29 protein-coding genes are annotated in these 25,458 nt (G+C 41.3%); 5 read left to right on the top strand and 24 right to left on the bottom strand.

Annotated elements, in window-relative coordinates:
* Positions 1-8: 8 nt before the first annotated feature.
* The 11 genes from phnC to ACFODW_RS00235 all read right to left on the bottom strand — a co-directional run bounded on the left by phnC (position 9) and on the right by ACFODW_RS00235 (position 9,692).
* Positions 9-773 (bottom strand): phosphonate ABC transporter ATP-binding protein, encoded by a 765-nt coding sequence (gene phnC / locus ACFODW_RS00285; RefSeq protein ID WP_390301167.1) that lies wholly within the window; start codon positions 771-773, stop codon positions 9-11.
* 82 nt (positions 774-855) lie between these two features.
* Entirely contained in the window at positions 856-1,893 is a 1,038-nt protein-coding gene (locus ACFODW_RS00280) for a PhnD/SsuA/transferrin family substrate-binding protein (protein ID WP_390301164.1), read from the bottom strand.
* Positions 1,894-2,107: 214 nt separating this feature from the next.
* The gene (locus ACFODW_RS00275) at positions 2,108-2,938 is read right to left on the bottom strand and encodes a PHP domain-containing protein (RefSeq protein WP_390301161.1); all 831 of its coding nucleotides are present in this window, start codon (positions 2,936-2,938) and stop codon (positions 2,108-2,110) included.
* Positions 2,928-3,653: a phosphonate C-P lyase system protein PhnL gene (locus ACFODW_RS00270; RefSeq protein WP_390301158.1), complete on the bottom strand. Its 726-nt coding sequence runs from the start codon at positions 3,651-3,653 to the stop codon at positions 2,928-2,930. Before ACFODW_RS00270 ends, ACFODW_RS00275 begins: the two co-directional genes overlap by 11 nt.
* A gap of 16 nt (positions 3,654-3,669) precedes the next feature.
* Positions 3,670-4,851 carry a phosphonate metabolism protein PhnM gene (phnM, locus tag ACFODW_RS00265; protein ID WP_390301155.1) on the bottom strand — a complete coding sequence of 394 codons (1,182 nt, stop codon included), beginning with the start codon at positions 4,849-4,851 and terminating at the stop codon, positions 3,670-3,672.
* Positions 4,852-4,869: 18 nt separating this feature from the next.
* The gene (locus tag ACFODW_RS00260; RefSeq protein ID WP_390301152.1) at positions 4,870-5,709 is read right to left on the bottom strand and encodes an ATP-binding cassette domain-containing protein; all 840 of its coding nucleotides are present in this window, start codon (positions 5,707-5,709) and stop codon (positions 4,870-4,872) included.
* Positions 5,702-6,568, bottom strand: a complete 867-nt coding sequence (locus ACFODW_RS00255) for an alpha-D-ribose 1-methylphosphonate 5-phosphate C-P-lyase PhnJ (protein WP_390301149.1) — start codon at positions 6,566-6,568, stop codon at positions 5,702-5,704. Before ACFODW_RS00255 ends, ACFODW_RS00260 begins: the two co-directional genes overlap by 8 nt.
* Positions 6,558-7,676: a carbon-phosphorus lyase complex subunit PhnI gene (locus ACFODW_RS00250; protein WP_390301146.1), complete on the bottom strand. Its 1,119-nt coding sequence runs from the start codon at positions 7,674-7,676 to the stop codon at positions 6,558-6,560. Before ACFODW_RS00250 ends, ACFODW_RS00255 begins: the two co-directional genes overlap by 11 nt.
* The gene (phnH, locus tag ACFODW_RS00245) at positions 7,676-8,272 is read right to left on the bottom strand and encodes a phosphonate C-P lyase system protein PhnH (protein WP_390301143.1); all 597 of its coding nucleotides are present in this window, start codon (positions 8,270-8,272) and stop codon (positions 7,676-7,678) included. The genes ACFODW_RS00250 and phnH overlap by 1 nt, the downstream gene beginning before the upstream one ends.
* A 29-nt stretch (positions 8,273-8,301) precedes the next feature.
* Positions 8,302-8,724 (bottom strand): phosphonate C-P lyase system protein PhnG, encoded by a 423-nt coding sequence (gene phnG / locus ACFODW_RS00240; RefSeq protein ID WP_390301140.1) that lies wholly within the window; start codon positions 8,722-8,724, stop codon positions 8,302-8,304.
* Between the two features lie 281 nt (positions 8,725-9,005).
* Positions 9,006-9,692, bottom strand: coding sequence for a GntR family transcriptional regulator (locus ACFODW_RS00235; protein WP_390301137.1), 687 nt, complete (start codon positions 9,690-9,692; stop codon positions 9,006-9,008).
* Between the two features lie 675 nt (positions 9,693-10,367).
* Here ACFODW_RS00235 and hpaB point away from each other — a divergent pair.
* The 4 genes from hpaB to ACFODW_RS00215 all read left to right on the top strand — a co-directional run bounded on the left by hpaB (position 10,368) and on the right by ACFODW_RS00215 (position 14,911).
* A complete protein-coding gene (gene hpaB, locus ACFODW_RS00230) occupies positions 10,368-11,822 on the top strand; it encodes a 4-hydroxyphenylacetate 3-monooxygenase, oxygenase component (RefSeq protein ID WP_390301134.1) in 1,455 nt (484 codons plus the stop codon).
* A 1,297-nt stretch (positions 11,823-13,119) separates the two neighbouring features.
* Positions 13,120-13,704, top strand: coding sequence for a hypothetical protein (locus ACFODW_RS00225; RefSeq protein ID WP_390301131.1), 585 nt, complete (start codon positions 13,120-13,122; stop codon positions 13,702-13,704).
* Between the two features lie 358 nt (positions 13,705-14,062).
* Positions 14,063-14,227, top strand: coding sequence for a hypothetical protein (locus tag ACFODW_RS00220; RefSeq protein ID WP_390301128.1), 165 nt, complete (start codon positions 14,063-14,065; stop codon positions 14,225-14,227).
* A gap of 432 nt (positions 14,228-14,659) precedes the next feature.
* Positions 14,660-14,911, top strand: coding sequence for a hypothetical protein (locus tag ACFODW_RS00215; protein ID WP_390301125.1), 252 nt, complete (start codon positions 14,660-14,662; stop codon positions 14,909-14,911).
* Between the two features lie 392 nt (positions 14,912-15,303).
* On the opposite strand, the gene ACFODW_RS00210 is transcribed toward ACFODW_RS00215, so the two are convergent.
* The gene (locus ACFODW_RS00210; protein ID WP_390301527.1) at positions 15,304-15,381 is read right to left on the bottom strand and encodes a putative holin-like toxin; all 78 of its coding nucleotides are present in this window, start codon (positions 15,379-15,381) and stop codon (positions 15,304-15,306) included.
* A 167-nt stretch (positions 15,382-15,548) separates the two neighbouring features.
* Entirely contained in the window at positions 15,549-15,827 is a 279-nt protein-coding gene (locus ACFODW_RS00205) for a hypothetical protein (RefSeq protein WP_390301122.1), read from the bottom strand.
* 226 nt (positions 15,828-16,053) lie between these two features.
* Here ACFODW_RS00205 and ACFODW_RS00200 point away from each other — a divergent pair, with 226 nt between their 5' ends.
* Positions 16,054-17,421: a TrkH family potassium uptake protein gene (locus ACFODW_RS00200; protein WP_390301119.1), complete on the top strand. Its 1,368-nt coding sequence runs from the start codon at positions 16,054-16,056 to the stop codon at positions 17,419-17,421.
* 452 nt (positions 17,422-17,873) lie between these two features.
* Here the strand turns inward: ACFODW_RS00200 and ACFODW_RS00195 are convergent, their stop codons facing one another.
* From ACFODW_RS00195 to ACFODW_RS00145, 11 genes are all read right to left on the bottom strand, one after another.
* The gene (locus ACFODW_RS00195; RefSeq protein ID WP_390301116.1) at positions 17,874-18,344 is read right to left on the bottom strand and encodes a hypothetical protein; all 471 of its coding nucleotides are present in this window, start codon (positions 18,342-18,344) and stop codon (positions 17,874-17,876) included.
* 1,081 nt (positions 18,345-19,425) lie between these two features.
* A complete protein-coding gene (locus ACFODW_RS00190) occupies positions 19,426-20,868 on the bottom strand; it encodes a vWA domain-containing protein (RefSeq protein WP_390301113.1) in 1,443 nt (480 codons plus the stop codon).
* An 80-nt stretch (positions 20,869-20,948) separates the two neighbouring features.
* Positions 20,949-22,073, bottom strand: coding sequence for an AAA family ATPase (locus ACFODW_RS00185; protein ID WP_390301110.1), 1,125 nt, complete (start codon positions 22,071-22,073; stop codon positions 20,949-20,951).
* A gap of 115 nt (positions 22,074-22,188) precedes the next feature.
* Complete coding sequence (locus tag ACFODW_RS00180) at positions 22,189-23,079, bottom strand: DUF6744 family protein (RefSeq protein WP_390301107.1); 891 nt, start codon at positions 23,077-23,079, stop codon at positions 22,189-22,191.
* A gap of 166 nt (positions 23,080-23,245) precedes the next feature.
* On the bottom strand, positions 23,246-23,470 hold the full coding sequence (locus ACFODW_RS00175) for a hypothetical protein (RefSeq protein WP_390301104.1): 225 nt from the start codon (positions 23,468-23,470) through the stop codon (positions 23,246-23,248).
* A gap of 15 nt (positions 23,471-23,485) precedes the next feature.
* Entirely contained in the window at positions 23,486-23,674 is a 189-nt protein-coding gene (locus ACFODW_RS00170; RefSeq protein ID WP_390301101.1) for a hypothetical protein, read from the bottom strand.
* Between the two features lie 154 nt (positions 23,675-23,828).
* A complete protein-coding gene (locus tag ACFODW_RS00165) occupies positions 23,829-24,275 on the bottom strand; it encodes a JAB domain-containing protein (protein ID WP_390301098.1) in 447 nt (148 codons plus the stop codon).
* Between the two features lie 35 nt (positions 24,276-24,310).
* Positions 24,311-24,493, bottom strand: a complete 183-nt coding sequence (locus ACFODW_RS00160; protein ID WP_390301095.1) for a hypothetical protein — start codon at positions 24,491-24,493, stop codon at positions 24,311-24,313.
* 57 nt (positions 24,494-24,550) lie between these two features.
* Entirely contained in the window at positions 24,551-24,874 is a 324-nt protein-coding gene (locus ACFODW_RS00155; RefSeq protein ID WP_390301092.1) for a hypothetical protein, read from the bottom strand.
* Positions 24,871-25,113, bottom strand: coding sequence for a hypothetical protein (locus ACFODW_RS00150; protein ID WP_390301089.1), 243 nt, complete (start codon positions 25,111-25,113; stop codon positions 24,871-24,873). Before ACFODW_RS00150 ends, ACFODW_RS00155 begins: the two co-directional genes overlap by 4 nt.
* A 48-nt stretch (positions 25,114-25,161) precedes the next feature.
* Positions 25,162-25,440, bottom strand: coding sequence for a hypothetical protein (locus ACFODW_RS00145; protein WP_390301086.1), 279 nt, complete (start codon positions 25,438-25,440; stop codon positions 25,162-25,164).
* Between the last annotated feature and the right edge of the window lie 18 nt (positions 25,441-25,458).

Below are 25,458 nucleotides of genomic sequence, written 5' to 3'. Positions count from 1 at the left end.
ATTTCTCCTTATACCGTAATTAATTCTCTCGTCTCTATTCCATAAATATGATTGATTTGTTCAACGGAGAGATTTGCGTTAGGTCCGTCAAAGACAACTTCCCCTTGTTTCAAGCCGATAATCCGATCCGAATAATTCTTGGCTATCTCGACTTGATGGAGATTTACCAGGCATGTAATATTCAGCTCGGAAGTAATCGATTTTAAATAATCCATAATAACCTTCGATGCATTCGGATCAAGGGAAGCTATCGGCTCATCGCAGAGAAGAAGCTTTGGATCCTGGATAAGGGCACGGCAAATTCCTACGCGTTGTTGCTGTCCCCCGCTTAACTGGTCACAGCGTTTATAGGCATGCTCCTCAATACCCAGTTTCTCAAGAAGATAAAATGCTCTTTCCTTTTCCTCCTCAGTAAACTTCCCGAAAACCCCCTGCATCGTTGTTTTATAGCCAAAGCGCCCATGCAGAACATTTTCGATCACTGTTAAACGTGGTACCAGGTTGTAATGCTGGAAGATCATTCCGATATCTGTACGCAATTTCCGTAATTCCTTTTTCTTCAAGCTTCCTACATCGGATGAGTCAAAAATCACGTGCCCTTCATTTATATCAACCATACGGTTAATGCAACGCAAAAGAGTGGACTTACCTGCACCGGATGGACCAATAATGGAAACAAATTCACCTGCCTGTACGTTAAAATGAATGTCTTTTAATACCTTCGTTTCTAAGTTATACAATTTACCGAGACCTTCAACCTGTAACAATGACATGATAATAGGCTCCTTTTTTACATTTTGGAGTACGCATTTTCAATGAATACTCCAGATATTGAAAAGTGAAAAAGATAAACAGTTACTTTGAAAGCTCACGAATTGGTTCAAACCATGAGTCCTCTACCGGTGCAAACCTTTCGTCCCCTGATTTGGAGAATAGAGCAGACTGCTCGGAATCTTCCGGAACAAAAATTTGTTCATTGTTTGCAACTTCGTCCGAGGTGAATTTCTCCACTAACTTGTCAAAATCAGCTTGGCCTAAGGCATCCACATTAGCTACAAATGGTGCATTTAATACCGGCGTAACACTCATTAGAGTGAATTCACTGCCGGTAACCGAATTGAATGGTTCTGCCGCATCATCCTTCACACGATAAACAGCACCTACTGTATTTTCTTCCCCCTTCTCAATTTCTACATAATTATCAACACATGTATCACAAAAAGCAGCAACATCCGCACTATTAGTTAATAGATTCACCGCTGAGCCTTGGTGGGAATTTCCGAATAATACTTGAGAGAATAACTTTCCGCCTTCCATTAAATCTTCTTCCACTAGATCGGTATATTCCGGCTTCTCATTGAAATGCTCAAGGATGCTGGATGATGGGACCTTAAATCCTGAAGTTGAACTGGTAGAAACAAAAGAGAACTTTTTATCCTGAATGGTATCGATTGAAAACTCACCGTCTACTTTATAATCTTCCTGATCATCGATATTAACCGCTAACCAGCTATGGTACATAGCATCATCCAGTGTGCCTGATGGACCGGTAGGAACAGCCAATGGTTGAACTGCATCATTTTTGTTACTCGCTTCAACATATCCTTGTGCACCCATGAAAGCCAAATCTGCGTTCCCATTCACCAATGTTTCGATCGCAATAGCATAGTCCGTCGTTAGATGATGATCAATTTCCTTCCCGGTTGCCTCAGCAATCACCTCTCCAATAGCATCACGTGATGATTTCAAGTCTTCGCCAGACTCATTTGGGTACCAGACGATATCAATAACGTCATCAACTTCAGCGCCTTCAGTTGCACTTCCTTCAGAACATGCAGTTAAGAACAACCCAAACACAACAAGTATTACAAAAAAAGATAATTTCTTTTTCATAGATAATGCTCCTTATCAATAGAATTTTTTACAGGGGTGAAAATATTCCTCATAATTGGAAAATTTACGTCATATTTTCATGGGTTTATTCCCCCCTTATTAACGGATTGGATTAACTAATTACATTGAAACATACTTTTTTAAGAGGGAGACCCTGTTTACAGCGAATTAAGCAACTCTTAAGATTTTTAACACTATTTCAACAAATGCCTATTCAGCGGTAAACTCCATCGTTGAGTTGTCTAGCCGGAAGGGGTGTAGGGCTTGAAATATCACCAACTTCAATTATCTCGCCAAAGGAACCGTGGTAATCCGTTCCGCCAGTCATTATGAGATTATATCTCTCAGCAATTTCCTCTACCTTTTGTTGATCCACTGGATCATGATCCGGATGATTCCGCTCGATACCGCCCAACCCCTTTTTGGCCAGCTCCGGTATAATTTCAAAAGAATTTAGTTGACCAGGATGGGCTACGACCGCAAGTCCACCATCTGAGACAATAGCTTGAACAGCATCGAACACGTCCATGTATACAATGTCCCCAGCTGCCACACCCCTTCCCTTAAACAGGGATTTATACAGTTGTTTATACTTGGTTGATGAGTAGGCTGCAGTTGTTAGATGCCTCATAATGTGCTGCTTATAAATCGTCTTACCTGGACCCATCGTTTGTTTGATTGCCGCGATGTCCAAATCAAAGCCTGCTGCTTTAATCTGCTCGATTTGCCATAGTGAATGAGCCTGCCGCCTTTCGAGAATGGGCTGACATACCGATTTAATATGGGGTGCTGTTGGATCATAATAATAACCAAGCACATGTACTTTACGATTACGTACAAAATCATATGCCGATAGTTCAATGCCAGGGATGACTTCCACCCCATATTTTTCACCAAGCCTCAGGGCTTCAGGCAACCCGTCTACCGTATCATGATCAACAAAGCTGATCTGCTCTACCCCATGGATACTCGCCTGTTCCAAGACTACACCGACTGAAGAGGAGCCATCCGAATAAGAACTGTGCACATGTAAATCAGCTTTCATGAATGCTACCTGCCAGCATTTTTCGAATGGGTCTTTTTGATTCCATATGGAAAACCTGATCGCAGAGGCCTTCCATAAATTCAATATCATGAAAAATCCCAACCAGTGTTGTTCCGTCTGCTCTTAACTTCTCAATAATTTCCCTTACTTTGATTTTCGACTGTTGATCGAGACTTGCTGTCGGTTCATCAAGTAATAGTAACCGCGGTTTTTTTACAGTTGCCATTGCAATGTTTAAGCGTAACTTTTCCCCACCGGAGAATGTAGTTGGATACGTGTCCCATAATTTCCTGTCCAGTTCAAAATGTGTTAATGCTTGTTCTGCTTCCAACCGGGCGACCTCTTCGGTTTCCCCCATTTCAAGTAATGCCCTTTCCACAAGTTGTCTGGACGTCGCTCTCGGCATCACATTCAAAAATTGTGAGACATATCCGATTTCGTATTTTCGCAAGAATAGAATCTCTCTTTCTGTCGCTCTCGCTAAATCGATTTTTCCAAATTGCTTTGAATTGTACTGAATACTCCCTTCATCCGGTAAATATGTACGATAAATACTCTTCAAAATGGTAGATTTTCCGCTACCGCTTTTCCCTACGATACCAATAAACTCTCCTTCCTCCAGACAGAAATCAATGCCTTCCACTGCCTGCATCGTCTCTTCTAAATGATGAATAGAAAAGCGCTTGCCAAAATCTTTTATTTCAATCATGGTCATATTCAACCTCCTCTCTTTATTTCAAGCGATAATTCGTTGTCGTTATTAAGGCACCATTTACCATTGTTTTGGTTAGCATAGGATAACCGTCATCCATCCGTTCAATGACAAGAATATCTGCCTTTTTTCCGGCTTTTATCGAGCCAATTTCATTATCCATACGTACCGCCTTTGCCGGATTCAGCGTAACCATTTGAAACATGCTGTGTAAATCATTCCCATACTTCTCATGTAAGGTGAATATGGCATGCAACAATGCCGCTGGATAATAATCACTGCATAATATATCTGCACAGTTATGCTCAATCGCTTCAGTTGCAGCCAAATTTCCGGAGTGGGAGCCGCCCAAAAGCACATTTGGGGCGCCTACGATTGTTTGTAATCCCATCTCACTCGCTTTTTTAGCAACATCCAATGTGATTGGGAATTCGCTAATACTGGTCCCAAAGGACTTCACTATCTCTAATTTTTCCATATCATCATCGTCATGAGATGCCACCGCTATGCCCTTGTTGATCGCAATATCCGCCACTTCCTTGATTTTTTCCAGTGTCATAGATTCACTGTTCTGTCTTTCCACAATAACGGTCTGGACATCGTCATCGGTTAAATTACGATACCCCTGTAATGTTCGCCGATACACTTCGAGATCACGGTATTGTCCCTGCCCCGGTGTATGGTCCATAAAAGATAATAAATGGACTTTATCGGCTTCAATATTTTCCACAAGACGATTCACTTCCCCAATATTATCCAATTCAAATCGGGCATGCAGCCGGTGACGAATAAGATGCAGCTCATTATGTGTGGCGTCTATAGCATCTACCATCCGTTGTACATTTTCAGGATTGCGCATCGGCTTATGATGGAAAATATCTTCGCGGTAAAAAGAAAGAGAATGGAACATCGTCGTGATGCCATGACTGATTAATATTTTCTCCGCTTCCCGCAAACTAACATTAAAGTCCATCATGCTCGTTGGTCTGGGGGATGCAAGGGTCTCAATATAATCGGAATGAATATCAATAAACCCTGGGGAAATATATCCGCCATTTGCGTCAATCAACTGTGCCTTCGGATAGTTTTCCATTTCTTTCTCCGCAATCACCGATTGAATCGTTTCCCCCTCAATGACAACCGCACACTGATCAACAATTGCTTCCTCTGTAATAATCTTTCCATTATGAATTATGAACACAGCGCTCTGCCCCTCCTTTCATATTAATGAATAGACCAGTTGTTGTGTATATGCATGCTGGGGGTCTTCCAAAATTTGATCAGTGAGTCCTTCTTCAATAATCGACCCATTTAACATGACAACCGTGCGATCTGCAAGCATTCGTATGACTGCCAAGTCGTGAGAAACAACAATCATACTGACACCGAAATCCCTTTGAATTTTTTTTATTAGATCCAGTACGTGCGCCTGGACAGACAGATCAAGCCCTGTCGTCACTTCATCGAGAAATAGTATAGGTGGATTGTTGGATAATGCTTTGGCAATTTGCACCCGCTGTTGCATCCCTCCAGAGAAATTACGGGGCTCCTCTTTCATCCGGAACATGGGAATCTGTACGCTTTCCAACAGTTTCTGACTTACCAGCTCCATTTCTGAAACATTACGGTTTCCAGCTGCGATTAATTTCTCCGCGATATTGCCAACTGATGAGAAATTCATTTTAAGACCGTCCAATGGATTCTGATAAACCATTCCGTATCTGTGATTACGAATATACCGTTTTTTCTGGGAGGAAAATTCAAAAACATTCTTACCCTCGACTTCCGGCTCGTTGATATAGGCTCCACCAGAGGTCACATCTACATCAAAATACATGCATTGCATCATCGTTGACTTACCGCTCCCACTCTCCCCGACAATACCGAGAATTTCTCCAGGATATAGATCAAAGGAAATATCTTGGCATGCATAGACGGTACCGCAATTTGGACAATAGTTTTTCTCCAATTCCCTGGAGTTAATGTTGTTGCAAGATTCGCAGCTTGAGCCGAATTGCTTGTGTAAATGACGAACACTTAGTAGTGGTTCTTCATGCATGGGTACTTTCCACCTCGACTTTCTTCATTTCATTCAGGCGTTCCAAGCAGTAGCTAGTGTCATTACATTGATAGATGGTTTCACCGGTAGCAGAATCTATCAATTCATCCATAAAGACATCAGTTGCACCACATAAGCTGCAGTGCTGCCCGGCGAATGATTCAACCTTAAACGGATAATCGTCAAAAGCTAGAGATTCGACATCCGTATAGGGAGGTACTGCATAAATCTTTTTTTCTCTCCCGGCACCAAGCAATATTAAGGCTTCCGATTGATGCATCTTTGGATTATCAAACCTTGGAATAGGACTGGGCGCCATCACGTACCGACCATTAACCAAGACCGGGTGATCGGCATCTGTTGCAGTTTTTCCATATTTCATAATCTGTTCAAATAACATCAGCCAGGCACCGCTGTACTCCTCTTCGGCATGGAGTCGTTTCGTTATATATTCTTTGGCTTCAACGCGACGAAGTGGTTCCGGCATCGGCACCTGCAAAACCAAAACCTGGTCCTTTGTCAAGGGAACCTCCGGAATACGATGCCTTGACTGAATAACCGTGGACTCCTGTGTACTTTCAGTAAGTTCTATACCTGTTGTTTCATGCACAAGTTTTTTGATACTGACCGCATTGACAGATTCATCTGCACCCTGGTCAATCACTTTTAGTACATCCGCTTTGCCAATAATAGATAAAGTAATTTGCAAACCGCCCGTTCCCCAACCTCGGGCAATAGGCATTTCTCTTGATGCAAAGGGCGTCTGATAACCTGGTATTGCAACAGCTTTAAGGATAGTACGGCGGATTTCCTTTTTCGATCCTTCATCAAGGAATGCAAAATGCGTGTTAGCATTCATCCTTCTTCCCCCCTTTTTTTCTTACTTCACGGATACTGTCGAGTTTCGATTGAAAGGTAACGTAGTGCGGCAACTTTAAATGAGATATAAAACCAGTCGATTCTACTGAATCAATGTGCAGCAAAACAAATTCTTCATCATGGGTCGGAAAATCCGATTCCGGATGCTCGAGACATTGATCCAATATACTCATAGCGATCGCCTTCGTTTCATTCTGTCCGTAGCAAATTCCGTACCCTATCTCAAATTCCATATCCTCATTATTGTTTTCATCCTTTACATTAACTGGTACAAATGACTCTACTTCCGTTACTCTTATATCACCAATATAGAAATCATCTTTTTCATCCCGTTGCCTTTCATTAGGATGCGCAACATGAATCGGCAACACACCGACTCTCACTTCCCCCACTGTCGGGTGTACTTGGCCATACCCTCTTAAGGAAGCATAGCCTAAAGAGGTAACAGCACCTGTCTGACCACGGGTTAATACTTGGAGTCTTGCGCTTCTCGGTGCCGGGAATGACATGTTTTCTTTTGTGACATCCATAGGCGGAGTGTTGTCCACTTCATATGTTTCAAATAACCCTTCTTCACGCAGATAATCGACTACCTTAGGAAAGTACTGAACTGAATCGGATGTCGGTAAGCTCTGTAAATCTTTTCTGTAATTATTCAACCATTGCTGGTTTGCATCAACATCCTCTTCAGTTAATGAAAAATCCAGCAAACGGTGGGTGTAATCATAGGTGGGACCTAAGAGTTGTCCGCCGGGGATATCCTTAAAGCTTGCCGAAATCCTGCGCTCGGTCAGCATGGATTCCGATTCTGCCGGCGTACTATAGTAAAGACGGGGCAGTGTAGAGCGATGTGCCCGCAAGAGGAAAACCGCCTCTTCCATACTTCCTTCCGCCTGTTTAATAGCCAATGCTGCCAGGAATGGAGAATATAGGCTGCTCTCTGACATAACCTGGTCAACCATCACTCGCATGGTGGACATAATCGTATGTATTTCGATAATTTCTTCGCCTTTTAGACGCTCATATTTCAATCGTTTAATCGACGCTTCAATCGCTCTTGTTCCTCCTTTTACTGCTACATAGCCCATTAATACACCTCCTCAATTTCCACCAAAGCAGTGCGTGGCACACAAGCAACTTGATTTCTTAAATCAGTGAATATCAAATCAATCCCCAGTGGGTATTCCTTTGTTCTTTCATTTCTTGCCTTCCACATTTCAGGGGTAAAACTTACCTTCAGTGTTGCTGTATTTTTAATCCCTGGCCCCGATAAACGTAATTCAGCCTTAGATGAAAGTGGAGAACTCTCCATGATCCAGGTCGCTGAAGTATGAGGATTCCTCAAATTTCCATTCTTACACTGTGCCATTGCATGAATTATTTCTGCTTCCGTAGCATCCCGTAAAACAATGACATAATCAGCTTTATTAACCGGGGCAAACTTTGCCAGTGTATATTCTGATATTTTTTCAATTAACCCCTTGTTTTTCGTCGAAATAATATGAAAGGTCACCTCTGCATCCAACAGTGTCAATACAGTAAGCATCGTTGTGTCATAGCAGGGAAGTTGGAAGTCTGAATCTACCGCGACACTTTCAACCGATGAAATGGTTCCAGGCCTGGACATACTATGCAACAATGCTCGATAAACCTGCTGCGAATCATGTACTTGATCAACCGCCATACGATATCTCCTCTCTATAAAGGTATAAACTAAACATCCATCGTTTCAAAATTAACCTTCGTTTCAAACAACTCCGCCTGTTTCTTTGCTTTGTCTTCTGTGATGCGCCGCTCAGCTTCAAGCAATTCAGGCAACCATGCCCCTGTTTCCGGAACTTCAGCCTTATATGCTGCATCAATAATTGCCAAATGTTTGGCCAATTCTTCCTCCATCCCGACAACAATACCGATTCCCACTTCCTGATTTATTTCCACTTTTGCTTCAGTTACAAGGACTTCTCCCATATAAAAAAGCGATTGCTTTGCTGATTCCCTCATTTTTATCATGGTCAGCCCGTATGTTGGTGCAACAATTTCCTGGCACTTATAATGTCGAATGATGGATTCTGCAAAGTTCTTGGCTAAGCTGGGATCAGCTTGGATAAGAATTTCCGTTCTTTTGCGCCTTTTCATTTTACCTACCTCCCTTACAAATACATCGTAACTTGTTGCCAAGTGGTTGTGTGATAAGTTGCTGTTAAGTATAGGTAAATTTCCTTAACAATTTGAATAAATTAAATAGCGCGGTTTGGTACACCTGGTTAATAAGAAGTACTGCTAAACTTAGCTCATTCTTGTAGACGTGTTTGTAAATTGGCAACTATGGCGGGGTATCTAAGGTCCAATAAATAAAACATCCGATTGAGAATTCATGCTTTCAAAAAAAGACCGGCCCTCTTAAGGAGCCGATCCTGTTAACTCTTGTCCATCGTTATATCATATTTAAACTTATCACTTCGATATAAAATTTTCGTGTGCTCCAGCACTTCTTCAGACTCCACATCGATACAATCGCTTTCTACTACAATAAGTGGCACCAGGCTGCCACAGGACAACAATTGCTGTTCCTCATGGGTAGGGAAGGTTGTGCTTAACAGACTTTTATTACTGGCAAATTCGTTATATCCATGTTGACGGTAGTAGGAAAACATCGATTTTATCGTCGGCCCTTCCTCTGCAATTGAGGGAAATCTCAGGTCATTTACGAATGAATAGTGTATTGCAATCGGTTCATTATTTATGTACCGCAACCTGCCAATTTTATAGACGCTACCTCCCTCTCCCATATGCAATAATTGGCAAATGTCAGCATCATACGTGATCTTCCCGCAGTAAATATTTTGGGTGACCATATCATAGCCAGACTGCTTCATTTTATCGGTGAAACTGGTTTTGCCTGTTAAGTGCAGCTGGATTTGTCTGGACTTCCCTTTCAGGTAACGCCCTTTCCCCTGTTTGGAATAGATTACCCCTCGTTCCTCTAATTTCTTCAGGGCATTTCGTACGGTTGTCCTGGGTACCTGGTACTTATCTGCTAATGCATTTTCAGAAGGGAGTTTTTCCCCTGGAGTTACCTTCTTTGTAATAATATGCTGCATCATCTCATCAATAATTATCTTTTCTTTATTAGCTGCAATCAGAATCAGCTCCCTTCTACATGAAAAATAATGAACACGGCATATTTTGGAAGGTCAGTCGCCTTCGTTCACCCCATTATACCCCGCTTTTTTGTTCAATCGACTTTTCCTACATGATTATAAATGGGTAGTTTTGTTGATCTCTTCCTGTTCCCCGCCCTCTACTGCTCCCCATAATAGTCTCATTTACTACCATTATAATTAGTAGGATAAACTCTATCTAGCATTATTTCCTCAATGAAGAGTGCAGGGCGACGCTCAACAAGTGTCTTTCTATCCCATGATGACCCCCCTGCACTCCAGACTAGTCTGAAATGGTGAAAACATCCGAGCTAGGACCATTGCTTGTTATTTATCTCTTCAAAGGTTTTTAAGTTGTTTCCATAGTCTGTTTTCCTTAAGTTCCTTTTACTCCCCTCATATCATCTCTCCTCTTTTTTTCTATACACCCACCCTGTTAGTTACCAGGTGTTGAACTGGCTATCCGCCCCACAATTAATAATACCTAATCATGCCAAAGTAAGAATTTAGAGGGCTTTTCCGATTAAAAATGGTGGAATGGGCGAGCAAGCAGACTAATAAAGTGTACAGTAGAGATAACTCTGCATTATAAAAGTAAATCGATATGGGAGTGTTATTATGGGAGCTATTAATGGGACGGATTTTATTAAACGCTTAAACCAATTAGATACTGAAATCTGGCTGGATGGTAAAAAGATTGAGGGGAAAATCTCAGAGCACCCTGCGTTTAAAGGGGTTCTTCACACAAAGGCTTCCCTATATGATATGCAGCATGACCCTGATATTAAAGATGAGATGATTTTCCATTCACCAGAAACGGGGGATTCTGTTGGCATTTCCTTTTTGCAACCCAAAACGAAGGATGACTTAATAAAAAGACGAAAGGCAAGTGAGCACTGGGCTAGACAAACGGGTGGCTTGATGGGAAGAAGTCCCGATTATCTCAATACCGCTATGATGAGTTTCGCCTCTTCTTCTCCCTTATTAAGAGGAAGAGTCAATTGTTTTCCAGAAAATATCCAATCCTTATATGAATTGGCAATGAAAAAAGACCTTTCATTCACCCACACATTTGTCGCACCTCAAGTAAATCGTTCCGACTCATACTTGGAATCCTCTGAAGAAAACCCTATTGTTGCCCGGGTGATTGATCGAAATGAAGAAGGAATAGTTATTAAAGGAGCACGCCTCTTAGCAACTCAAGGCGGATTAACCGACGAAGTATTAGTTAGTAGTATACCTAAATTTCTTCTAGATGAAGATGAAGCTTTTGCTTTTTCCATTCCAACAGATACTCAGGGGTTAAAATTTATTTGCAGAGAGTCATTTGTTGGTGGAGATTCTCTTTTTAATCACCCTTTAAGCTCTCGATTCGAAGAAATGGATACCATCCTTGTTTTCGACAATGTACTAGTTCCTTGGAATCGAGTATTCTATTATGACAATGCTGTGGCAGCCGCAGACTTCTCATTCCAAAGTTCTTTTCACTCTTTTACGGCCCATCAAGCCATCACCAGACAAATTGCCAAAACCGAATTCATTTTAGGTCTGGCTGAACTTCTTGTACAAACGATTAACGTGAGCGAATATCAACATATTCAAGAAAAGCTGTCAGAAATAATCATTGGTCTTGAAACAATGAAGGCTCTATTGGAAAAGTCTGAAAATGATGCAACATTGGACCAGTGGGGAACAATGCGACCAAATGTTGTTCCCCTTCAGGTTGCCAATAGCATGTTCCCTAAAATTTATCCCCGCTTCACCGAAATTATTCAATTAATTGGCGCTAGTGGACTTGTTGGTTTGCCTACGGAAAATGCATTTGATTCCCCTATCCGACCCGATCTCGATCAGTATCTTCAAGCAGCAACCAAGGACGCAGAGGATCGAGTGAAGATTTTTAGGTTAGCCTGGGACTTGACAATGAGTTCATTTGGAACGAGACAAACTCAGTATGAAAGGTACTTTTTTGGAGACCCCATCCGATTATCCGGTCGTCTATACAAAGCCTATCCACTTACTGATTATGTAAAGGAAGTTAGTAATTTCTTAGACTTAGAAACTGAAGTATAATAAAAAATCATTTGTAATTCAGCGACAAAACTACAATAATTTTAATTTTAAGCCACAGTCCATCTTTCTATTTCGCTGTCCCAAAAGGGTTTGAACACTAAACCATTTAGGGCAGCTTTTTCTTTAAGTAAACCTATATAAACTCGTGCCTTCTTTAGCTACCTGATCTTTTCTCCTTCATCTCTCCCTTTGTGTTATTGTGAACGTTGCCAGTTCCTTTGTAAGACCAATTTGGTTACAATGATTAGTGCAGAACAAAAGAATAGAATGACCATCCGTCCAATAAGTTTCAAGCACGTTAACAAATTTGTCGTATTCAATTATGTAATGAGTAGTAAACTTCTTTTTTATCTTTTAGCATTATAAGCAATAATTATGTAAATTCTATGAGAAAAGAATGTTTTTAATAGGGGAGGCTAATTGAGGTGAAAACTTGACCCATAAACAGAAGGGTGTTCATTTATAAATGAACCTTCTAAAACCATTTTTTTTGCAGAGGTTAAACCGTTCCTTTTTCCCACTATTATCGTAGCGCCATCTTCTAAATATGCAACTCCTTGGTTGTTACCTTTACCGTCTTTTAATTACTTGTACACTGATTCTCTTTCCTAGGAAGCCGGTTTTAAGGCAATGGCCAAGTCATTAGTGTTTTAGTAGTATTGCTAATTTAATAAGCCTATCTATTTCTTTTATTTCTTTGAATCTATCTTCATAAATTCAACTTGTAAAATCCAGCTCTTGTTGAATCCTGTTCAAAGTGTCAAGACTTCAGGGTGGATTGATGGGAGCTATTTTTTAAGGAGATAACACCCTTATAATATATTGAGGTAGTTAATAGGGTAATATTTATTATATTACCCTATTAACTCTTCTACACCTGATCAAAATCATCTTAGGACAAACGAAGGATTTATTGTGAGTCGTCCGTTCCAATTCGTAAACCATTTATTCCCGCATAAAAGTGCTAACCACGTATTCAATGTATAAGTTTTAACAAAGAACTTTTCGGAAAGAGATTTTAAGAACCATGCTGTGCTTCTCGGAAAAATTCTAAAAGTGGCTGTGACAGCCAAACAAAGCTTTTCTTAGCTAATATCTTTAATTTAGTGATCAATAACTAATCGCCTCACAGTTTCCATTCTTGTTGTCTTAGCTGCCGTCGGATGGCAGTAAGTAAAGAAACAAAGACTTGAGGATTATTACCGGGAACTATTCTTTTGGCTATAACCACATCTTTCCCCAGAAATCTGCCTATAGGGATAGATTAAAGTCATCCAACGAGAAGAGGTGGAGCATCATGTATTCACTTATTATAAGAAGCCATATTCCTTCTACTTTATTACATGTATTATCAGGTATGTTGTTGATGGATATCATATTTTACAGACCCACCTTTTCATTAAAAAAACGATTGATTATTTTGTCATTAGGGGGAGCTTTTGTCCTCGTCCCCGATATCCCCAAAATGTTTGGTGCTCCCTTCACCCACTCCCTTTTTGTGGTTCCATTGATAGCGTTAGCCTTAACATACCTGGCAAGCAGGATTCTGCCGTTTTCATTCGGGACACAATGGTCCGCACTAACAGGAGTTCTCATCGTTGGCGCTGTAATGATTGATTACTTGGGAAATGGGGCACGTATTTTTTACCCTGTGGCAAGGGAATGGTGGCTGATACTGAGTATCCTCCTATTGTTACTACTTCGTCTGACATCTTCTAGGGGCGACTTTACAAAAAAAGGCCTCCGTATTTTATACACTGGAATTGTCCTGGTTGTTCTGTTGCTTGTTGGCAAAGCCTACAGCGTAATAGGAGTTGAATCTACATTACAACTAGTTCAGCTAAACCAACTGTACACGTTATGGAAGGTTATCCTATACTAAAAAATCCCCATATAATTTAGGAAACTCGTACCTACTACTATAAAATACTGCTGGAATGAAGCTAAGAAACTATTGTATTTGAAAGTGGATATATTCTCTAATCCTCATGGATATAACTTCCCCATATACAAACATACCCTATGGATGAGGGGCTTACCTTAGCTATTTACATTCAATATATAGTTTATCCCCCCACCGAAAATGGGTATAGGAACGTGGATTAAGTTAATACTAGTTAAGCCGTTTTCATCATGAACAGTGATCAAATAATGCTTTAGAAACAGTGAGGGTTTACTACTAGTTATGGAAATTAGATGGGAATAGTACATAAGCAACTAATTAAAAGAAGTGAGGACGTATGGCAAATTATTTAGAGCTCGCTAAACATTATAACCTAAACTTAACGGAAGTCAGCATTCTTGTGAAGCTGGATAAAAAATATCCCAAAACCATTACGAACGATCAGCTGTCTGACAATGAGGAATGGACAGGCGGGTATTTGAGAAAACGAAAACATGACTAATTACAAAAACACTTATCCCTACTAGTGAGTTACACTCACTATCCCCTATGAAAAGGTACCTTCTTTCGATTCGGAAATTTTCCGGGAAAGAATATCATTACTGCATATATTCAAGTTGCTTTTCCATCTTCCAAATCCTGTTCTCTAATGACTGAAATAAAGATCCAATTCCTGATAATGTCCTCCATCTACGCTCGCCTCTCTCGATGAAGATGTTAAGATTACTCTTTGCTCATTCCCTTCGCTTAAAGGAGAGATTCTATAGCTTTATCCGTTTCCTCTCTACTCTTTCAAGTATTATTATCCTTCTTTTCACATATTAAACCTCAAGAAATATATGTCGAATTCTGTTGTATTTCTCCTCATTCTTTTTTATTATAAAACTAAATTGGTTTTACGGAATAAATATTATCCAAAGAAGTGGGTGCTTGTATGGCAGACATCATTCTCTTTAAATCCCGGGCTCGGCTAGAGCAGGAACGCAAGGAGAAAGTTCAGGCTGAGTGGGAAGAATGGTTAGAATATGAAGATCAGTACTTAGGGGAAGCGGTGTTAAAAAACGGAAAATCTACGGAGATGACGGAACAAGAAATAATCGAGGATGTTAAGCAGCGTCTTACCGATAAAGAAATACAAGGCATTAAAGAGATTGCGAATTTGTTGGATCTTCGCCTTGGGAAATAATAAAACAGGGTTTAGCTTTTCCAAAGAAGGGTATGTAATAATATCTGCTGGAAGGTGTAGGCATATAAACCATGCTTACATGATCTAATTCTTTCAAAGGGTATTGTACTTCTCACTTTGGCAACTATTCAATAGCTTTGGGGCTATGGGTAGTTGCTTTTCTATATTCTGTATATGCTGTACGGTATCATCAGTCGTTTAGGATTGCTTCATAATCTGAATAAAGGGTTTTAACTTCTCCAAAAATGGGGTATACTGAAAATAGAAAATTATAAACTAAAAGACCGAATGGTGCTGGAACACCAAACGGTCAAGTGTAATAGCCCTTCAAGGGGGCGACTTACTTTCGGGCAAAATAACCACCTTAATCGCTTGTCAGGCTTATAGGGTGGTTATTTTTTATCTGACAGCATGGCCACAATTAATGTCCCGAAGGAAACCATTAGAATCAATGTTTCAAATACTGTCATCAGGTATCACCCCCTTTCTTCTGACGATGAAAAGGGAGTGAGCCACCACCCCATGAAAGCCTTATACACTTGACTTTATTATAACAGAATTTATCAATAAATAGTGACTTGTCAATAAATTCATCATAAAAATAGGCCTCGTATCATTTCGGAGCCTAAGCCCTTCGCTAGATTCCAAATGCGGTAAAACTCCCTTCATCGGTGAAATCTTTTATTTCTACAGTTTTATCCTTCCTGTTGGTTCCGATTAAGAGAGACAATACTTGGAAGGCTTTAACCTGTTTTTGTTCCAGAAGGAATTGCAGAAACTCCTCTGCCACAGGAGTTTCCCCATTCCCAATATCAGCTTTCTTGAAGTTACCGGACTGGTTGACTTCTGTTCCTTTCCTTAACGCAACCTCGAAATTCGTACTGCCGCCGAGGAAGTTCTGACACCGTTCTATCATCTCCCCTCTTTTGATTTTCGCTAGTCTGTAGGTATACTGATAAGGATTACATTACCTTAAAAAGGAATAAACACAAAATCACGCTTCAGCTTCTTTGCAAGACTCATCCAAGCCAGGACGAGCCCTTTGGACTGGATGGTGGCCACCTTTCAAATCGCATTTTACTTTATTCATCCAAAAGAGTAATATTATTCATGCATATTTATTATTATAGGGAGAAATTATCATGAATATATTCTCGAAGATATTTAAGGTAAGTCATTTATCGACCATCAGGATTATCGTATTATTCTACGCAGTGGCAGTGACCTTTTCTGCAGGGTTATTAAGCATCCCTTTCTTCCATAATGAAGGCGTAGATTTATCTTTTATAGATATATTATTTACGGCGGTCAGTGCAGTAAGCGTCACAGGATTGACGGTGGTTTCTACCGCTGATACGTTTAATGCTGCTGGGAGCATTGCTCTTGCCTTTGTTCTGCAATTCGGTGGGATCGGGATTATGACCTTGGGAACCTTCGTATGGATATTATTAGGAAAACGGATTGGTTTGCGTGGCAGGCAGCTTATCCAAATCGATCAAAACAGGGCTACGTTAAATGGTGTGGTCCTCTTGCTGCTTAAAATCCTCAAAATCGTCTTGTTGATTGAGTTGGTAGGTACCATTGTCTTGAGCGTTTATTTTTTATCCTATTTCGACACCTGGCAGGAAGCTCTCCTGCAAGGCTTCTTCGCTGCAATAAGTGCTACTACCAATGCAGGGTTTGATATAACCGGTTCCTCATTAATACCCTTTGCCGATGATTATTTTGTACAATTCGTAAATATTATCCTACTGACCTTAGGCGCCATCGGCTTTCCAGTATTGATGGAACTTCAGGACTTTTTAAGGGGAGATTATAACAAAGGGAATCCCAGACACAGTTTCTCTCTATTCACTAAACTCACTACGCTCACATTTTTTGCACTTATTCTTGTTGGCTGGGTGTTGATTTTGATTTTGGAACATCATGCAGCCTTTTTTGCAGACAAAACATGGCATGAAAGATTGGCTTACAGTCTGTTCCAATCAGCAACTACAAGAAATGGGGGGCTGGCTACCATGGACGTAAGTGAGTTTACCACTCCCACATTAGTAATGATGTGTGTACTTATGTTCATTGGTGCGTCACCGAGCAGTGTCGGAGGCGGGATACGTACTACCACCTTCGCCATCATGCTGCTTGCGATATATAATTTCGCCAAAGGAAGAACTAGCATCAAAGTTTTTGGAAGAGAACTTGAGGAGGAAGATATCATTCGCTCATTTATTGTTATCACTACTGCAGCGATGTTGTGTGTGACAGCAATCATCCTCATGGCTTACATAGAACCCTTTCCCCTCCTGCAGATAGCATTCGAGGTTTCCTCAGCGTTTGGAACTACCGGCCTATCCATGGGAATCACCCCGGAATTAAGTACAGCAGGTAAGTGCATCATCATCTTTTTAATGTTTGTTGGCAGGATTGGTATTTTTTCCTTCTTATTTCTGATCAGAGGAAGAGTAACAAGTGAGAGTTACCACTATCCTAAGGAGAAAGTGATTATCGGATAAAGGGGGCTTTCTAGTAAGTCAGCAAAGTGCAGGGCGCGTTGCTGGACGAGTGTCTTTCTTTTCCACCATCTCCTTACTAAGATTGAGTTGGTGGCAAATTTCTCAGCAAGGACAATTGCTTGGAAATTTGACGTTTTTTAAGTTGTATCCATAGCCTGCTTCACCTGAATTTCCTTTGCTTCTGAAAACCTCTAATGCCTGAATAAAAGGTTTTAACTGCTTTGCAAATAAATATACTTGAATTATATGCTCATATACTATGGGTAAGTAACTACCTGGAAAGCAACCACCCCAAAAGGCTCGTCAGGCTATAGGGTGGTTACTTTTTTATAATGGCTCTGTTAAAGTTTAATGGTGATATTAGTTATAAAAATGGAACTCCCCAATTTATGGAAGTTCCATTTTTATAATATTGGCTTGTTAAACTAACGCACCCGATAGTTTAACAATCATTATCCTAATTGAATCTCTTCCTTTTTATCATCATATTCAATAACTATCGTTATATCTTCTCCCCAAAAAGTATCACTTTCATTGGTATGAATAAAAGTTCCTTGCGTTACCTGATAGTTATTTTTTTGATTTAATTGTGCATGAAATTCGTTCTTTTCCCTTTCTCCACTTTCCTCTTCATAGAACCCGACTACTTCATCACCAATTTTTAAAGCAATGGTTAGAGATTTGTAATCAACATCCTTTTTAGGAACAATGGTTAATTCGTGTGTGGAATGAACTGATTTTTCAAGGTTATAGTACTTACCAGAAATATTATCCGTCACTTCCCAATTTTCATTGGAACCTTTTTGAGATAAAGAGAATTGGATCTGCTTTTGACCATCAACACTTTGACCTTCTACAGAACAACCACCAACTATAAGTGTTATAATTGATAATGAAACAATATATGTTACTATTTTTTTCACTGGATAATCCCCCTTATTTGATTACCTTAACATATTTCAAGAAAAAGTCTTCTCGCACTAATTGCCCCTTTAGTACAATAACTTCTACTTAAAATAACGTTAATCCTTTTATAATTAACGCACCAGTTACTTAAAGTAAATCTCTTTACAAAGTCGTCGTATAATCCTTTAAACAAAACCATTATTTTATCATCAAATCGAAAATTCCCATTGGGTTAACAATAAAATATATACCCAACACAGCTACCCCAATAAGGAAAATGATTACAACTTTACTTCTCATTAAGAACCCTCCCAAGCTACAATTTTATCCTCTTCCTAATCTTTGGATTCTCCTGCACCAATAAAGAAACAGGAACAATCACAATGACAGTCCCTGTTGTGAGTAAAGTATTGCCCTGTTATTTCTATAAATTCAACAAAAAGAGTGCTTATCCTTTTAAGGATTGCACCCATTAACGCAATAAGAATTTATTCTTTTTTCAATCTCAATAGTATAATATTTGAAACAAACCGGACTATTAACACTCCGATTAAAATAACAGTACCAGTAAATATAATAGCGAAATTCATTCCGAAAGGATTAAACCAAGATCCATTTGGAGGAATTATAAACTGTGTCCCCAAAACCACTGATACAAATAAAGTGATGATGTTTGTTAAAGCAATAAAATGAAACTTAATTTTTGTTGATAAGAGACCTGTCAAAATAACAAATAACAATGTCCCTATAAACAAGAAAGAAGCTCTATTTGGGAAATGAGAAATTTCATAGTAGTGAAACAAAAACGGCATAGGAATTAACGAAACTACCAACCAAATAAATTTAATAAAATCTCCTCCTTATGATGGGTGAATTAATATTTTCTGTGTATCTAAACAAATCTAACATAAATTCAGATAAATTGGATAACTAAAGACAACTCTTGTTAAACTCTCCTGCCCGTTAGTTTAAGTACATTATTTCACGAACTTTACTACTATTTCAACACAAATTTCCACCCCCTTCTAAGTAATTGGTATTTATCTCTAAGTCGAAAAAAATAGACCCTGGAAGATTCCAGAGTCTATTACCTTTCGTCTATATTTCAAATGCGGTGAAACTTCCCTCGTCGGTAAAATCTCTTACCTGTAGTACCTTATCGGAAAAAATTTGGACGCTTTTACTGCTCGATCCTATTAGAAGCGTAAGCACATGAAAGCCTTTTTCTCCTTTTTGATTATTCAAATACCGAAGAAACCCTTCGGAGATAGGGGCTTCCCCGTCTGTAACGAAGACGATATCCGCTTTCTTGAACCTGCTGTTCCGGATGACTTCTATCCCCTTCCTTAATGGAGCTTCAAAATTCGTCCCGCCACCGAGAAAGTTTTCACAGGCCTGTACCATATCCTTCCCATAGATTTTCCCTTTCGGAAAGATATATTTGTAAGCACTGCCCGAAAAAGGGATGAACGCAAAGTCACGATGCTGCTTCTTGGCAATGCTCATCAAAGCAATAACGAAACCTTTAGATTGCGTATCCAAGCTCTTCATACTGCCTGATTGATCCAGACAGAGAATGATGGGGCCTCGTCCCAATGTGTCCTTCCCTCTGGTGTCATGCTGTCGTGTTGTACGCTTAGCAAACCGCCGGAGGAACTCTGTTCGGGTGGATTCATTATATAGGGCAAGCTCGGTTGGCAGTAATCTTTCCGGGTTGTTGCCCAGGGTCACGCCACTCCTGCTGGTTGCCTTATCATGTTTGGACTTCTGTTTCTTCCGGGCTATCTGTTTGAACCGTCCGGCCCAATCGGCAATCTCTTTCATCTGTGTGTTGACTGCCATGGTATCAGCCAATTCCAACTGATCACGGAGGGGCATCTTCTTCAGCTCTGCATCCCCGCTTCCGGCTTTCGTTCCGCCCATCAACGACTTCAGGTTCTCTTTGGTATCTTTGGTATCCTGTATTGCTCCTTCCATGGCCTGTTCAAAACTTCTTTTATCCTTTTGCAATGCCTGTTCGACATGGTTATGCAGTTCCTCTGATTGTTGCTGCAAATCCTGCTTAAGCTCCTTATTTTCTTCACCAGCCCCATGGTCTCGACGCTGTTTCTCCATTTGATCCCGCATGTGTTGCATTTCCCTCATATGTTGATCGAGTGCTTCATTTTTCGCTCGCTGTTTTTCCAACCACTCTTTGGTTTTCTTCCCAAACTGAACCGTGCCGATGGCTGAGGAGAGGTCGTCCAGGCGGGTGGTCTCCCTATAATGTTCAAAGCTCTCATCCTCCATGATTCGCTGCATGAAGGCATGATTCGTCTTGAATTCACTCGTCACTTCTTCCCTGTCTTTTAACTCGGGTTTCATTTTGTATAGGGAACCCCAGATATCATTCAACAAAGCATGATAGGTCGGGAACGGGGTATCAAAATCATTCAAACCCTGTAACCCCTGCGAAATCTCATACAGCTTCTGAAATCTCCGTCTGTCGAACTTGTCAGTATTGATTACGGATTCCTGTCCATTCCACGTTTGATTTTTCATGGTATCCTCCTTTTGAATAAAGAAAAATGCCAAAGTCTATCACTTCGGCATTTCTCCTCACTTCATTCTATTTTTATTTTTTATCTTTCAATTGGCTCCAATACCGAATTGGTCAGCTCGTCTAAATGTCTTTTTAATTCTTCATGAGCTGCTTCCAACTCATCCCCTCTCTCGGGATACTTGGTTTTCAGGTTGGAGATTTCACTCGCCAATGCTTTCATTTTTTGTGTGGCTTCCAAAACATACTCGGTGGAAGAATCCTTGTCTTTGCCACCCATGATGTCTTTGGCATCTTCGGCTATTGCCTCCAGCGCATGAGCGACTGCATCCTGCGCGTGACGATGAACGATGTCTCTCACTTGTTCTCGCTGATCCGCATTCTCCCAGAGGGCATGTTCCAGAAACAGAATGTCTTTTACTTCGACTATTTGTCGCTGCTCGATCAACGCCTTGGCCTGCAGAGCGGAGTAGGAGCGTTGCAAGCGCCTGTCGGATGGGTGTATTCCTTCATCTCTCAGCTCCTCCCAGATATCCGCCAAGGTTTCATAGACGTTGTCGGGGATATCCACCATTTCACGGAGAAACTGCAGTCCCTCCAATTCTTCCAGCGTTATCGTAGGCATGGTCTGCCCTTTCCCCGTCCCTTTCATCATCGAAATAAGGTTTTGGCGGTCTTTGATGTAATCCACTTCGAAACGCAGAAGGAACCGGTCGAATAACGCCTCCAGCCCTTCATCCTCAGCAGGGTATTCGTTACTCGCACCCACCAGCGTCATGAATGGCATATCTATTTCATCAGGTCCATTTTCAAACGTCCGTTCATTGATCGCTTTCAGCAGGGAATTTAATATCTCCGAGCTTCCCTTGAATATCTCATCCAGGAATACCAAATGTGCTTCCGGCATTTTGGAAGCTGTATTATGCCTGTAGATGCCCTGTTCCATCTCTTTAAGCATGATGCCACCGAACACTTCATCCGGTGTCGTATATTTGGTCAACAGCCATTGAAAATAGTTCGCCCCGTCCATCATGTTGGATAGTTCATTGGACAGAGCGCTTTTGGCTGTACCCGGTGAGCCAACCAACAAGAGATGTTCTTTTGCCAGCAGTGCCACAAGCATGCCTTCAATCTGGGTTTCCCGTTTTAGATACTTTGCGTTCAATGCTTGCTTTATTTCTTTTAACTTTTCCAGATTATTTGGCATATGAATCGACCCTTTCTTATATCTTAAATAGTGATCTGTTTCCACCTAATTGGCTTTCTTACCGTTTCCGTAAGAAGGCCTTTCTTTGTTTATCCAGTTAGTGGCTGTCTATCTTCTAGTCCATCTCTCTGAGAAGCTGGTTCATCTCCGAACGGATCATCAGGATGGTCTCCTCCATCTGTTCGGACTGCTCCTGGATAATCGATTTATAATTGCGGTAGTTTTTTATGACGGTATTGGTTTCATCGACCAATTCCTTGACCTGCCCTCTTTTCAATCCTTCTCTTTTCCTACAGCCTTCTAAAACGGATTGCAGATGCTCCGCCAGTTTGTCATTTACCATCTGACGGTTATCCATGGTATCAATTACCGGGATCTTGTATCCTTCACTGTTTTTCATAGAAGTGATGAAGCGCACCAGACTGGATAAATCCACTGTCTTGGAAGAAGGGACAAAGTAGATGCCTCCATTCTTCCTTACCGGTGTCGGTGCGAGGGATTGTAGGATTCTGCTCACCATGACCCGGATTTGCTGGGCTGCATAATGGTTTTTATATACATCGAATTTCTTTTCCGCATCCAGACATAGCGAATGGGCCGTCTCTTGGTTGGCAACAGATGCAATCCTATCCTGTTTCTTATCCAATGTGATGATTCCCGCTTCCGGCTCATAGGAAAGACGCTTCCCATGCTGGTCCACACTTTCGATCACCAGGTTACGCTGGACGGAGGTGGAATCCGAAAAGACTTCTCGTACCAGAACATTTTCAAACACATCGGGGTTGATGGTTGTCTTCCGCTGTTCCAGTTCCTTGGTCGCACGCCGGAAAGCGTCCGGAGAGCGAATGGCTTTCGGCATCCAACAGGAGTCCAGCCCCACGTCTTTCAGCTTTTGTTCCAGCTCGTCCGTTTGGATTAGCTGCTTTCCGACGCTGTACCACATCAAGTGGCCTAGGAAGTCCTGATCCGCCTTTCTCGTTGCAGAAAGATGTTCTATATTGGTCATACCAATGCATCCTTTCTATCTTTGGAATAAAGAAAGCACCTTCCCTTTTCTTATTTGGTTACAAGAAGGAAAGATGCTTTCGGATCTATTATTCACATGTTCCTCAGTATTCTCTCGGCAGCATTGCCACACAAGTGGTATGGGAATCCGTCTCTTCCAATACCACTCATATATTTTCCGGCAGGGACAGGAACAGTTTCTCTAGGACGTTACCATCCCCGTCTGTCACCAGTGTGGTTCCTTTCTGTTTATGGAAAGCGACAAAACAGCTTGTGTCCGCATGCTTTACTGCCGTCTTTATCACCTCCACCATGTTTTCATCGGTGAGGACGTTTTCCTTTAGATAGCTTTCCAATTCTGGAGTCATCACCACCAGGAAATCTTTCACCATGCATTTCTCCCCCTTTTATCCTGCATATACATGCAATTCCTTGTACTGCTCCACAATGTCATGGAAGTAGTCATCCGCCCAATCCTCAAAGCAGCCTTTATCACAGAAGTAGACTTCCGCCTGTTCATCGAAGAGGGCATCATCCAGACTGGTTTTTTTAGCATCACACATTTCGCAGGTAACCAATTCACCTTTCATTTTCAAGATATTGTTCTCCTTTCTGATTACTTTTATCGATGGAGCTGTCTAGATGTAAAGAAAGACACTCCGGGAACTTGTGTCTCCGGAATGTCTTTTATCGTTTATTTGCATGCCCTTTTACACATAGCCTTTCTCTTTCAGGCTGACGAATTTCCGGTCACCCTATATCACGTGATCCAGCACCTCGATGCCAATGGTTTTCCCCCGAGTCCGCCAACTTGCGGGTGATATGAATATCTTCAGGCGATGGAGACGGAGTTCCACTTGGATGGTTGTGAGCCACAATCACGGAGGAAGCTGAACACTTCACCGCTTCACGGAAAAGCTCCCTCGGGTGGACAACCGAGGAATTCAGGCTGCCGATGAAAATCGTCTTCTTATGAGTGACCTCGTTCTTAGTATTCAGCATCAGGGCTACGAAGTGTTCCTGTCTGTACTGGCGCATTTCCTCCATGAGATAGTCGGCTGCATCGTCTGGTGTTCGAATTACCGTTCCATGCCTGTTCTCTGTCTGGGTGTATCGTTTGCTCAACAGCATAGCCGCATGCAGCATAAGCGCCTGGTTGTGCGTCAGCCCTTCCGCTTCCAGCTCATGGACCGTCATTCCAGCCAGACTACGTACGGAATGCTCACTCAGTTTCAGAACCTTTCCCTCGATGCGAATGGTCCCAAGACCACCGAAAGAATGTCATACGTGCTGATCATGCCTTGTTCCCCGATGGAATCATACGTTGCCACTGCTTCTCTCGCTTTTTCTATCACACTCATATTATCTCCTTTCCATGAAGACAGGAACCAGATGGCACCCGTCTTGCATGCCATCTGATTGTATGCCTTGATGGAAGGCTTATTTTTTAGTAATCTATTAGTAAGTTATTTTTATTTCTTTCGTGACGTAAACCTTTGTGTCACTTTTTTTGTGCCCAATTTGATGTTCAGCATCTCCCACGGGTCAATCCCTTCCATGGCCATTTCCCCTGCCAGTTCTTTCAAGTGCTGCCGATCGAATTTCCAGGAAACAGATTCATAGAAGTCCCAGACTTCCTCGCCGGTATCGATTCCTCCTTGTTCTTTCACATAGGACTTTAATACGGATTTCATCTGTTTCAGCGCAGCTTCCAACCGGTTGATTTCATTCGCCAGTTGAACAGCCTCTTCATGTGTCTGCAGTTCCTCTTCTTGCAGTTTCAATGCGGTGCTCAATTCACTTCCACTCCTTTGTTCATGTTTTGAAAAGAACCAATGCCCCGGAATTCCACTTCCTTCGTGGAGATCAAGAGAAAAATCTGATAAGCCTCTTTGAGACTTAATTTCCTGACCTCTTTTTCACCTGATAGGTGGAAATACTGTTTCCCCTTCCGAACCAGGAACTGATTCTTGTTGTCCTCACCGGCAAATGCGATGAACACCTTCTTCTGTTTTTGGAACCATACATATGACATGGACATCCTTCCTTTCCAATAGATTTTTTATATTAAGCCCTCGCGGAATTAATCAGCTTCTTTAATCAATGGTTTCCAGTTTTGGAGGAAATCATCTTCTTCCTTCCGGGTCAACACATGAAAATGAGATTCAAGGAACTCATCCAAGAGCATATGTTGCTCACCAGCCAGTCCGATAAAGTTATCGATCGGTATGATACCCTTTATCTTCTTGATGCCTAAGGATCGCTCGATGGTATGCATTTTTTGCGCACTGCGTTCCCCTACTACTACGAGCACCATCTCCCCTTGTTTAATCGGATACACATCCTCTTGGGCACTGGGCACACACTACTTCTGCCAGCA

The sequence above is a fragment of the Virgibacillus sediminis genome, assembly GCF_042643265.1.
GTDB lineage: Bacteria > Bacillota > Bacilli > Bacillales > Amphibacillaceae > Virgibacillus_O > Virgibacillus_O sediminis.
Note: the sequence above shows the minus strand (reverse complement) of the source record. Positions and strands in the feature narration are given on the sequence as shown.

Bases quoted from the DNA above. Each gene is read 5' to 3' on its own strand.
- phnC (WP_390301167.1), bottom strand. From the start codon at position 773: ATGTCATTGTTACAGGTTGAAGGTCTCGGTAAATTGTATAACTTAGAA.
- ACFODW_RS00280 (WP_390301164.1), bottom strand. From the start codon at position 1,893: ATGAAAAAGAAATTATCTTTTTTTGTAATACTTGTTGTGTTTGGGTTG.
- ACFODW_RS00275 (WP_390301161.1), bottom strand. From the start codon at position 2,938: ATGAAAGCTGATTTACATGTGCACAGTTCTTATTCGGATGGCTCCTCT.
- ACFODW_RS00270 (WP_390301158.1), bottom strand. From the start codon at position 3,653: ATGACCATGATTGAAATAAAAGATTTTGGCAAGCGCTTTTCTATTCAT.
- ACFODW_RS00260 (WP_390301152.1), bottom strand. From the start codon at position 5,709: ATGCATGAAGAACCACTACTAAGTGTTCGTCATTTACACAAGCAATTC.
- ACFODW_RS00255 (WP_390301149.1), bottom strand. From the start codon at position 6,568: ATGAATGCTAACACGCATTTTGCATTCCTTGATGAAGGATCGAAAAAG.
- ACFODW_RS00250 (WP_390301146.1), bottom strand. From the start codon at position 7,676: ATGGGCTATGTAGCAGTAAAAGGAGGAACAAGAGCGATTGAAGCGTCG.
- phnH (WP_390301143.1), bottom strand. From the start codon at position 8,272: ATGGCGGTTGATCAAGTACATGATTCGCAGCAGGTTTATCGAGCATTG.
- phnG (WP_390301140.1), bottom strand. From the start codon at position 8,724: ATGAAAAGGCGCAAAAGAACGGAAATTCTTATCCAAGCTGATCCCAGC.
- ACFODW_RS00235 (WP_390301137.1), bottom strand. From the start codon at position 9,692: ATGATGCAGCATATTATTACAAAGAAGGTAACTCCAGGGGAAAAACTC.
- hpaB (WP_390301134.1), top strand. From the start codon at position 10,368: ATGGGAGCTATTAATGGGACGGATTTTATTAAACGCTTAAACCAATTA.
- ACFODW_RS00225 (WP_390301131.1), top strand. From the start codon at position 13,120: ATGTATTCACTTATTATAAGAAGCCATATTCCTTCTACTTTATTACAT.
- ACFODW_RS00220 (WP_390301128.1), top strand. From the start codon at position 14,063: ATGGCAAATTATTTAGAGCTCGCTAAACATTATAACCTAAACTTAACG.
- ACFODW_RS00215 (WP_390301125.1), top strand. From the start codon at position 14,660: ATGGCAGACATCATTCTCTTTAAATCCCGGGCTCGGCTAGAGCAGGAA.
- ACFODW_RS00210 (WP_390301527.1), bottom strand. From the start codon at position 15,381: ATGACAGTATTTGAAACATTGATTCTAATGGTTTCCTTCGGGACATTA.
- ACFODW_RS00205 (WP_390301122.1), bottom strand. From the start codon at position 15,827: ATGATAGAACGGTGTCAGAACTTCCTCGGCGGCAGTACGAATTTCGAG.
- ACFODW_RS00200 (WP_390301119.1), top strand. From the start codon at position 16,054: ATGAATATATTCTCGAAGATATTTAAGGTAAGTCATTTATCGACCATC.
- ACFODW_RS00190 (WP_390301113.1), bottom strand. From the start codon at position 20,868: ATGAAAAATCAAACGTGGAATGGACAGGAATCCGTAATCAATACTGAC.
- ACFODW_RS00185 (WP_390301110.1), bottom strand. From the start codon at position 22,073: ATGCCAAATAATCTGGAAAAGTTAAAAGAAATAAAGCAAGCATTGAAC.
- ACFODW_RS00180 (WP_390301107.1), bottom strand. From the start codon at position 23,079: ATGACCAATATAGAACATCTTTCTGCAACGAGAAAGGCGGATCAGGAC.
- ACFODW_RS00175 (WP_390301104.1), bottom strand. From the start codon at position 23,470: ATGGTGAAAGATTTCCTGGTGGTGATGACTCCAGAATTGGAAAGCTAT.
- ACFODW_RS00165 (WP_390301098.1), bottom strand. From the start codon at position 24,275: ATGACGGTCCATGAGCTGGAAGCGGAAGGGCTGACGCACAACCAGGCG.
- ACFODW_RS00160 (WP_390301095.1), bottom strand. From the start codon at position 24,493: ATGGCATGCAAGACGGGTGCCATCTGGTTCCTGTCTTCATGGAAAGGA.
- ACFODW_RS00150 (WP_390301089.1), bottom strand. From the start codon at position 25,113: ATGTCATATGTATGGTTCCAAAAACAGAAGAAGGTGTTCATCGCATTT.